This is a genomic window from Bacillus sp. ChL18 (genome assembly GCF_026241425.1).
Classification (GTDB): Bacteria; Bacillota; Bacilli; order Bacillales; family Bacillaceae; genus Bacillus; species Bacillus velezensis.
The window spans coordinates 1-12,197 of the sequence record NZ_JAPHWE010000009.1 but is presented as its reverse complement, the minus strand read 5'-3'; the positions used below and the strand labels follow the sequence as shown (position 1 = coordinate 12,197).

The 12,197-nt window shown below is 36.1% G+C and carries 2 protein-coding genes; both read left to right on the top strand.

Features of this window, described 5'->3' with window-relative positions; genetic code table 11:
• On the top strand, positions 1 to 2,213 hold a 2,213-nt coding region (locus OQ477_RS20700; RefSeq protein WP_265973598.1), incomplete at its 5' end, for a condensation domain-containing protein.
• Positions 2,214 to 2,298: 85 nt separating this feature from the next.
• Positions 2,299 to 12,197: non-ribosomal peptide synthetase (locus OQ477_RS20695; RefSeq protein ID WP_265973597.1), on the top strand; the 9,899-nt coding region annotated here is incomplete at its 3' end.

The window sequence follows — 12,197 nt, the reverse complement described above, 5'->3', positions numbered from 1 at the left end:
GGATGGGGAAAACCGATTCAATTACTATAGGGAAGCCAATACAAAATACACAGGTATATGTGCTTGATCGCCACAACCAGCTTGTACCAGAAGGTGTTCTCGGAGAACTATGCATTGGCGGCGACGGGGTAGCGAGAGGATACTTTAACCGAGAGGAACTGACCAAAGAGAAGTTCGTACCAAACCCGTTTATTCTGGGAGAACGAATGTATAAGACAGGGGATCTGGTCCGGTGGCTTCCTGACGGTGAGCTAGAGTACGGAGGAAGAATCGATCACCAGGTGAAAATCCGAGGATTTAGGATTGAACTCGGAGAGATTGAAACGCAGCTTGTCAGCTATCCTAAAGTGAAAGAAGCAGTGGTGGCAGCGAAAGAAGATGAACAAAACCAAAAGTATTTGTGTGCGTATGTCGTTTCTGACGAAACGCTCGATAAAGCCAGACTGAAAGCCTACATGAAAGAACATCTGCCGGATTATATGATTCCTTCTTACTTGATGGAGATTGACACCATTCCATTGACTAACAATGGAAAAGTAAATCGCAGTGCCTTGCCGACACCAGATGTCAATGGATTAATATCGGGCGATTATGAGGCGCCGCAAACAGTTTTGCAGGAAACACTGGTGACCATTTGGCGGGAAGTACTCGGAGTGGAGAATATCGGTATACATGACAATTTCTTTGACCTCGGAGGTCATTCATTAAAAGCAACGGTCGTCATGAGTGACATTCGCAGGCATCTACAGATTGAAGTTCCTTTGAAGGAAATCTTTACAAGGCCAACCATCTTCGAGTTAAGCGGCTATATTGAACAGAGCGCTGTAAATGTCTATGAAACAATCGAACCTTGTGAGGAACGAGAGTTTTATGAAGCTTCTTCAGCACAAAAACGCATGTATTCCATTCAGCAGCTGGATAAAATCAGTACGGCTTACAATATGCCGAGTATTTTTGAATTGAAGGGGGAAGTGGATCGAAATCGAATTGAGACTGTCTTTCAGCAGCTAATCGACAGACATGAAGCACTGCGTACTTCCTTTGAAACAGTGGATGGAGAGATTTTTCAAAAAAATTGGTTCAATGTGGAATTCCAGCTGATTTCCCGAGAACTTCCGGAAACTGACGTTGCTGACATCGCAAAGACATTCATTCAGCCATTTGAATTAGATCAAGCCCCTCTATTTCGAGCAGAACTGGCAACGGTATCTGGGAAACAATATCTGATGATTGACATGCATCATATTATTTCAGATGGAGTATCGATAAGTCTGTTACTCAAGGAATTTACAAAGCTGTACAATGGAGAATCACTCGAACCGCTGCGGATTCAGTATAAGGATTTTGCCCAGTGGCAAAATGCATACCTTCGATCAGGCAGCCTGGATAAACAGGCAGCATATTGGAAGAAGCAGTTCGAAGGAACCGTTCCGGTTCTTCACTTGCCTTATGATTATGAACGGCCGAGTATCCAAAGTTTTGAAGGAGATAGTGTTCATTTCACCTTAGATAAAGAAATGACCGAAGGGCTAAGAGGATTGGCAAAAGAAGAGGGCGCGACGCTCCATATGGTTCTGTTGTCAGCATTCAATATTCTTTTATCCAAGTACAGCGGGCAGGAGGATATTGTCGTCGGAGTACCGGTGGCCGGCAGGCCGCATGCCGATCTGAGAAATATGATCGGTATGTTCGTCAATACACTGGCTGTGAGGAATCACCCAGATAAAGAGAAAACATTCAAAGAACTTTTGAAAGAAGTAAAGGAGAATTCACTGCAGGCATATGACAATCAAAGTTATCAGCTCGAAGAGTTAATTAATCACCTCCATATTAAAAGGGAATTAGGGAGAAACCCGCTATTTGATGTGATGTTTGATATGAATAACATAGATGTAAATACAGAAATTGAGCTTGAAAATATTGTTTTTAACCAAATTCCTTTGGGAAACAAAATCTCAAAGTTTGATTTGACCCTAAAAGCTTTTGAGTCTGGAAAAAATATAGAGATGATTTTGGAATACTCTATTTGCTTGTTTAAAAAGGAAACCATTGAAAGAGTGAGTCAAGATATTCAGGTTCTATTAGACGAGATATTAAAAAACAGCAATCAAGTAATTAAAAAGATTGATATTTTAAATAGTGAAGAAAGAAAAAGCCTTTTAGAAATTGATGATGAAGTAAATAATTTAAGAAGTACAGCTTTTACATTTTAAGAGTAATCCATATTCGAACAATTAAAGTTCGAATATGGATTTAAATTAAGAGGAAAAGTGTTATAGAAGGAGGCGTAATGAAAAAGTGAATTCTAGTGAAAAAATAGAAAATTCTAGTCAATATTGGAAGGGTTTAAATTTAACACAAGTAGATACAGGAATTGTTACTCATGATTTTTTCTCAGAAGGAAAATACACAAAGCAGGAGATCAAGTTTTCTTTACCTTCTAAATTAATTAATGAGTTGGATAAATTGACAAAACAAAATGATTTACCATTCTATATGGTGTTTTTAACAGCATTACAGATACAAATATTTAAATACACAGAGAAAAAAGAAAATATTATAGGTATACCAGTTTATGTAGGAAATGCAAAGGACAACACACCTGTAAAAAATAAATTACTACCACTTTTTAACAAGGTGACAAAAGAAGTGTCTGTCAAGCATTTGCTGAAACAAGTACAGGAAAATGTATTTAAAGCCTATGAAAATCAGTACTGTGATCTTGATAAGCTCTTAAATAGTTCATATAGCGGTATAAATGTTATGGATTTAACACCTGTAAGCATTTGTATGAATACACTGCACAGAGAAGAGTTTATTAATTACATAAATACCTCTCCTAAAAATCAACTGTCTGTTTGTATAAATAAACAAGATAGTCAAACTTATGACATATCGTTTATTTACAACGCTGAATTATTTAGTAAGGAAACTATAACATTATTTGGCGAGAGATTTATTAAAATCGTTGATGATATCGTCGGTGATCTTGATCAGATCATAAAACAAATAAAAATCATTTCCGAAGAAGAGAAAGTTGAACTGCTTCAACACTATAATCAAACTTTTGAGAATTATCCAAGCAAAAAAACTGTTCAAGAATTGTTCGAAGCTCAGACAGAGAAAACGCCCAATAGGATTGCAGTCAAATGCGAATATAAAGTATTAACATATCAAGAGCTAAATGAAAAAGCCAATCAATTAGCAAGATTATTAAAAAGCAGAGGTGTAACCACAGACTCTGTTGTCGCAATAATGGTAAACGCTTCTATAGAGATGGTTATTGCAATTATGGGAGTATTAAAAGCAGGCGGTGCTTACCTTCCTATTGATATACAACATCCAATTGGCAGAAAAGAATATATGCTGCAAGATGCAGAAGTAGATATCATTATCTCGAGACAAGACCTCATGACCCACATTCATTTTAATGGAAGTGTAATTGATATTTTTGAGGGAGACATTTTTCAAGGTGACAAGACAAATTTAGACATTAAGAGATCTTCTAATGATTTGGCTTATGTGATTTACACATCAGGTACTACAGGTAATCCTAAGGGAGTCATGATCGAGCATAAATCTCTAGTTAATTATATTCATTATTGTAAAGGACGGTATCTTGAAGAAGGAAAAGGGGATTTTCCATTATATACATCTATCTCATTTGATTTGACAGTAACTTCAATATATGTACCGTTATTGTCTGGTAATAAAGTATGTGTATATAACAATGATGATCAGTTTTCATTCGATCATATTGTTGAAGATTCTATAGATATAATGAAATTAACCCCAGCACATTTAAGCGTTATAAGTGGATTGCAACTGAATAATGTAAGAATTTCAAGGTTTATTGTTGGCGGTGAAGAGTTATCATATCAATTAGCTGATGACATTCACCGTAAATTTAATGGAAACGTAGAAATTATAAATGAATACGGACCAACTGAGGCAACTGTTGGTTGTATCGTGTATAGCTATCGAGAAAGAAATAAGAAAGAAAAATCTCTTCCTATCGGGACCCCCATCCAAAACAGCAGAGTATACATATTAGATGAGGACCTAAATTTGGTGCCTAAAGGAGTACCTGGGGATTTGTGGATTGCAGGAGATGGACTTGCACGGGGGTATTTGAATAAACCTGAAATGACTTCCGAGAAATTTGTTGCAGCTCCATTTAATCCTGCAGAAAGAATGTATAAAACAGGAGATATTGCAAGATGGAAACTTGATGGGAGTATAGAATTCTTTGGAAGAAAGGATAATCAGGTTAAGGTCCGTGGTTTTAGAATTGAACTTGGAGAGATAGAAAATTGTTTGCTAAGTCATCAAGCTGTTAAAGAGGCTGTTTTATTAGCGCGGGAGAATGAAGAACAGGAAAAATATCTTTCTGCTTATATAACAGGAAGGGGTCAATTAAATACTTCCGAAATCAGAGAATATTTAAAAGAAACTGTTCCTTACTATATGATACCTACTTATATAATGCAATTAGAGAGTATGCCATTAACTACAAATGGAAAGATAGAACGGAATATGCTACCAGAACCATCTTCCAAAAGAGGCGGTTTTGAATATGTCGCTCCAAGAAATGATATAGAGCATAAACTTGCAGATGTGTGGTCAGAAGTACTAGGATTCCAACGAATAGGAATAAAAGATAACTTCTTCGAACTAGGAGGAGACTCTATTAAAGCAATCAGAATCACTTCTAAACTTCAGAAATATGGTTATAATCTTGAGGTTAAAGATTTATTTAATTTTGGAACCATTCAAGAAGTGAGTGATAAAGTAACTGCTTACTCCACTGTAATTAGTCAAAAAGAGGTTACAGGAGAAGTACCATTAATACCTATTCAAAGACTATTTTTCGAAAAGAATTTTTCAAACATGCATCATTGGAATCAATCCGTAATGATCTACAATAAAGAAGGTTTTGAAGAGAACTCAATCAAAACTGTTCTTGCCGGACTAATTAAGCATCATGATGCCTTAAGGATGGTTTATAAAAAGGATGGTAAACAAGTTACCCAGATCATTAGAAGTTCAGAAACAACATTATACGACTTTCAAGTAATGGATTACCAATCGTGCGAAAATTATGAGGAAATGATCAAAAAAAGCAGTGAAGAAATACAAAGCAGTATTGATTTAAAAAAAGGACCTCTAGTAAAAGCAGGTTTATTTAAAACAACTGAGGGAGATCATCTTCTGATTGCTATCCATCATTTGGTAGTAGACGGGGTATCTTGGAGAATATTTTTTGAAGACTTTTCGGAAGGATACAATAAAGCCCTTAAAGGAGAAAAAATAGTATTTCAAAGCAAAACCCATTCCTTTAAGGAGTGGGGACTCTATTTGCAGCAACAGGCTCAAAGTGAAGTATTCCAAAGTGAAATTCCGTATTGGGAAGAGATTGCGATAGCAGATTGTCATTTTTTGAAGACTGATTATGAATACAGTGAAGAAAGCACCAAACAAAAATACATCAATAGAGTTGATATAGAATTAAGTGAAGAGGAAACAAGTGAATTACTCAAGAATACGAACAAAACCTATAATACGGAGATTAATGACATATTATTAACTGCTTTGGGACTGACTATCCAAGAGTGGACATCAGAAGAGCAAGTTTTAATTAATGTGGAAGGTCATGGAAGAGAAAAGCTTGAGGGAGATATCGATATTTCTCGGACAATCGGCTGGTTTACATCCCATTATCCTGTACTGTTAAAGTTGAAAAAAGAGAAGCAATTGAGCTATTCCATTAGAAATGTAAAAGAAACATTGAGAAGTATTCCAAATAAGGGGATTGGCTATGGGATACTCTCTTACTTAAGAGAAAAATCAGTCATTGGAGATATAAAGCCGCAGATCAGCTTTAATTATTTAGGCCAATTTGATGAGACAATTTATCATGGATTTTTGAAATTATCCAATCTAGCAAAAGGAAACTCTATTAGTCCGGAAGCCGAAAGTTTGTATGATATTGATATTAATGGCGCGATTGCTGATCATAAGCTGTTTTTTACATTTGCATACAGCATTAGGAAATATAAACAAAGCACAATGAGACGTTTAGCTGAAACATATAAAAAACATTTGCTTTCTATTGTCAAACATTGTCGGGAACAAAAAACAACCGAACTCTCTCCTTCCGATTATTCAGCCAATGACCTTACTCTGGATGAATTAGAAGAATTAAAGGAAAAATATAAAGAGTTCACACTTCAGGACATCTATCCTCTTACTCCTATGCAAGAAGGAATGCTGTTCCATTCTCTAATTGATCCAGATTCAGAAGCATACTTTGAACAAAAGTCCTTTACGATTAAAGGTGAGATTGATTTAGAAGAACTTGAAAAAAGCATCAATCAATTAATTGACCGGTATGATGTTCTCCGAACTATCATTGTTCATGAGAATGTGAAAACTCCGAAACAAGTTATAGTAGAGAGCCGTAAAACAAGCATCCGTTACGAGGACATAACTAATTTAACAGAAGAACAGAAATCAAGGTTTATTCACCGGTTCCAGTTCGAAGAGCGAAAAAGAGGCTTTAAATTAAGTGAAGACATCTTACTTAGAATGTCTGTCATTAAAGTGAATCATGAAGAGTATAGGGTGATTTGGAGTTCTCACCATATTCTGATGGATGGCTGGTGCAGCGGTATTATTATGAAAGATTTTTTTATACTATATTCGTCTGCAAAAAAAAATCATACTGCCCCACTAAAGAAGCCAACTCCATATGTAAATTATATCAATTGGCTGCAAAAACAATCGAAATATTCAGCGAAAATATATTGGAGAAAGTATTTAGACGGGTATATCAACCATGCTAAATTTCCTTGCAGTGTCCAGAAGACTCCAGTCCAATTTAAAAAAGAGAAATTAGAATTTCAGGTGGGGAAAGAGCTCACAGAATCACTATTAAATGTGAGCAAACAAACACAAGTTACAATTAACACTGTCATTTCAGCTGTTTGGGGTATTCTCCTGCAGAAATATACAGGCTTAAATGATGTCGTATTTGGATCTGTTGTATCGGGACGTAATGCAGCAGTGGATGGAATTGAAGAAATGATAGGGTTGTTTATCAACACGGTCCCGGTAAGGGTGAAAAATAATATAACTGCTAATTTTATAGAGTTAGTTAAAAATATTCAAAAAAATTCGTTGGAATCAACAAAGTACGATTATTATCCATTAGCTGAAATACAATCGTTATCAGAGCTTAAGCGAAATTTAGTCAATCACATCTTGGTATTTCAAAATTATTATGTTGACGATGTAGTGATGGAGTCTAACAATTTTGTGGATTTTGAAATTACAGATAGCACTCTTTATGAACAGAATAATTATGACCTTGGAGTTATGGTATTACCTAATGATGAATTAACTGTCCGATTCTCTTACAATTCAAATGTATATGATTCGAGCAGCATGAACCGTTTAAAAAACCATTTCATTAGAATGATGGAAATCATTTCAGAAGACCCCACAGTCAATATTTCGGAGATTGATATCACGATAGACAATGAACGGCACCAACTCTTAGAAGAGTTTAATGATACACAAGCAGATTATGACAGAGAAAAAACACTACAGGAGCTATTTGAAGACCAAGCGGATAAACGCCCTGATCATATAGCGGTGAAGTTTAGAGATCATTATCTTACGTACCGGGAACTCAATGAGAAGTCGAATCAGCTCGCAAGAGTGCTGCGTCAAAAAGGAGTAACCCAGCATTCAATTGTCGGACTCATGACAGAAAATTCCCTTGAAATGATGGTAGGCATCCTTGGGGTATTGAAATCTGGAGGAGCTTATCTGCCGATCGATCCGTCCCATCCTGAAGACAGGGTTCATCACATGATGAAAGACGCTGAGATTGAGGTCTTAGTAACAACAGATGAGTATGCACAGAGATTTCCGTTTGAAGGAACGACAATAGTTATTTCAGATCCAAATATCTTTACAGGCGATAAAACCAATGTGGATATCATTAATCAAAGCGGTGACTTGGCGTATGTGATTTATACATCAGGTACGACTGGGCGGGCAAAAGGAGTCATGGTCCCGCATTCAAGCTTGATCAATTATTGCCAAGCGATGATAAAGAAAGCGGACATTACGTCTAATGATGAGACAGCCTTACTGTCGTCGTACGCATTTGACTTGGGATATACCGCAGTGTATACCGCCTTAATCAGCGGCATCACCCTGCATATTTTGTCAGAAGACATGTATAGAGATCCTGATCAGCTGGTTGAATACGCCAAAACATGTACGTATCTCAAAATGACACCTTCGCTGTTTTCAATCATGATCCATTCTGAAAAGATTAAAAGTATTGCGGAAACAGGCAGGCTCCGGCTGATTATATTAGGTGGTGAATCGGTCAACAAGAACGATTTAAGGCGGTTTAGTTCATTAGATCTTAATCATTCGATCCGCCTCATTAATCATTATGGACCGACGGAAAGTACAATCGGCTGTGTGGCGGGAGAGATCAATCTTGATCAAATCGATGAATTCTCCAACGTAATCGGTAAGCCATTGGACAATATCCAAGCCTATATTCTTGATCCGCATCAGAACCTTGTGCCAGTCGGGGTTCCGGGCGAATTATATATCAGCGGCGACGGAGTAGCAAAAGGGTATGTGAACAACTCTGAATTAACGGAAGAAAAGTTTATCCAAAGTCCGTTTGAGCCAGGAAAAAGAATGTACAAGACGGGAGATTTGGTGAAAAGACTGTCCGATGGCCGAATTGAATTTATCGGAAGACTAGACAGTCAAGTGAAGATAAGAGGATACCGGATCGAGCTCGGAGAGATTGAAAATGTCCTATTAAGCCATCCGGAAATCAAAGAAGCAGCAGTCATTAATAGAGACAATGAAGCTGGGGAAGCCTATTTGACAGCATATATAGCAGGAAATAGTGTTCTTGATATAACAGAAATTCGAAGCTATGTAAAAGACCGCCTGCCTCATTATATGGTCCCGGTGTATTTTATGGTGCTAGATCAGATGCCATTGACCAAGAATGGGAAGATTAACCGGGAGCAGCTGCCTGAACCGGATAGCAGCAGCATGGCGTCAGCAGATTACGCAGCTCCGGAGAATGATGTCCAGGAAACCTTGGCCAGCGTATGGTCAGATGTTCTCGGAGTAGAAAAAATCGGAATTCATGACAACTTCTTTGATTTAGGTGGAGATTCTATCAAAGCTATAAGAATAACATCTAGATTTCTGAAGTTTGGATATAAATTGGAAATCAGAGATCTGTTTAAGTATGGGAATATAAAAGATCTTAGTGAGAAGGTTACTTCAAATGAAAATAAAATAAGTCAAAGAGAAGTGACAGGTGAGGCAACGTTAATTCCTATACAAAGAATGTTTTTTGAAAATAGCTTTACTAATCAACACCATTGGAACCAATCTGTGATGATCTATAACAAAGAAGGTTTCCAAGATGAAGCAATCAAAAATGTACTTACAGAATTAATCAAGCATCATGATGCCTTAAGGATGAATTATAAAAAGGATGGTAAACAAGTCACTCAAATCATTAGAAGTTCAGAAACAAAATTATACGATCTGCAAGTAAAGGATTTCCGTTCAGCTCAAAATGTAGAGAAATTAATTGAAGGATGTTGCCAAGAATTACAAAGCAGTATTGATTTAGAAAAGGGTCCCCTTGTGAAAGTAGGTTTGTTTAAGACGAGTCAAGGAGATCATCTGCTTATCGCCATACACCATTTAGTAGTAGACGGTGTTTCTTGGAGAATTCTTTTTGAGGATCTCGTCGAAGGGTATAGTCAGGCAATGCGAGGAGAAAAAATTATCTTTCAGCATAAGACCCACTCATTTAAAGACTGGGGGAGCTACTTAGAAAATTATGTAAAAAGTGATGTTCTTTATGATGAAATAAGTTATTGGAGCCATTTGGATAAAGTTGGAATTGGAGAATTACCGGCAGATAAAGATACCCAGTCTCGAAACAAATTGAATAATTTCAAAGACATTTGTATTACTTTTGGCAAAGAAGATACAGAGGATTTATTGAAAAATACCAATCGTGCATATCACACTGAAATTAACGATTTATTGTTAACAGCTCTAGGGCTTGCGTTTAATGAATGGACTGCAAATGATCAATTGCTTGTGACTTTGGAGGGACACGGAAGAGAAATACTTCAAGGAGATATCGATATCTCTCGAACGGTCGGATGGTTTACAACCCATTACCCTGTTTTGTTAGATATACATCAATCTCATCTAAACAAGTCAATTAAGAAAGTAAAAGAAATACTAAGGAAGATTCCAAACAAAGGTATAGGTTTTGGCATCCTTAAGTATATGCAGAATGAAGTAAGTTGGCAGGGAATAAAACCGCAAATAAAGTTCAACTACTTAGGTCAGTTTGATGAGAGTATTGATAATGAAGTGTTTGAAATCTCTAAACTATCACCAGGTGACTCAATTAGTTTAGAGAGTGAAAGATTATTTGAAATAGATATTAGTGGAATCATATCGAACCATAAACTGAGTATTACTTTTGCTTACAATAATGAAAAGTATCATGAGCAAACAATGAAGAATATAGCTGAAGCCTACAAGAATCATTTATTGTCGATTATCGATCACTGTAAGAATCTAGAGAAGACCGAAACAACTCCATCGGATTATACAGAAAGTGACATGACACTCGAAGAGTTAGAGGAAATAAAGAAAAAATACGAAGTGCAGAAGCAAAATAAAATTAAAGACATATACCCTCTCACTCCAATGCAAAATGGTATGCTCTTCCATTCATTATTGGATAAGGGATCGGCTACGTACTTTGAACAAAAATCATTCACAACAAAGGGCGAAATGGATATTGAGCTGCTGAAGAAAAGTTTCTTAAAGATAATTGAACGTTACGATATTTTACGGGCGGTTATCGTATATGAAAATATAAAACCAGCCAAACAAGTAATTCTTGAAGAATATAAAGAAAACATACACTTTCAAGATATTAGCCATTTAAATGAAGAGGAAAAGTCTCGGTTTATTGAAGATTTCCAATTCAAAGATCGAACAAAAGGGTTTAATTTAAGTGAAAATTTCTTAATAAGATTATCAGTAATAAAGATGAGTAAGCAAGAACATAAAGTGATTTGGAGTTCCCATCACATACTAATGGATGGCTGGTGCAGCAGCATTATTATAAACGATCTTTTTGCTATATATTCTACGTTAAGAAATCAGCAAGAAATTAACTTGAAAAAGCCGGCGTCTTACGGAGAGTATATGAAGTGGCTCAAGAAGCAGCCTGAGAATAAAGCACAACAGTATTGGGAGCAATATATTGAAGGCTACTCAAATCACGCTCAGCTTCCGGTGAATACAAGGAATCAATATGAAGTATTTAAAAAGGAAAGTCTTGATTTTACCATTGATAAGCAAATGACAGCAGCCTTAGTAAATATTAGTAAGCAGGAAAAAGTAACTTTTAACACTGTCATCCAGACTTTATGGGGGATTTTAATTCAAAAATACACTGGTATGGACGATATCGTTTTTGGTTCGGTTGTATCCGGACGGAATGCCGAGGTAGAAGCCATTGAAGAGATGGTGGGATTATTTATTAATACAATCCCTGTAAGAATTCAAACCAATAGAGATAGTCGTTTTGTAGATCTCCTTAAAGATGTACAAAGAGCATCATTAGAATCTTCCAAATTTGATTATTATCCTTTAGCAGAAATTCAATCATTGTCAGAAGTAAAACATAAATTAGTTAATCATATTATGATATTCCAGAATTACCACGTTGAAGAAAGTTTTGATTATTCGTTTAGAGACTTAGGTTTTAGCATTCATGATTTACAAGTACACGAACAGACTAATTATGATTTTGATGTAATGGTTATACCTCATGATGAATTAAATATTATATTCTCTTACAATGAAAGTCTTTATAGCACAAAATCTGTTATTCAACTGAAACAACATTTTATTAAAATAATGAAGTCTATTATCAAAAACCATGAAATAAAAATATCAGATTTAGGTTTCATGACAGAGCCTGAAAAGGTGTACTTTTTAGAAACCTTAAACAATACAGCGAGAGAGTATCCTAAAGAGAAAACCCTTCATCAGCTGTTTGAGGAACAAGCAGAGAAAAGTCCTGACCAGACTGC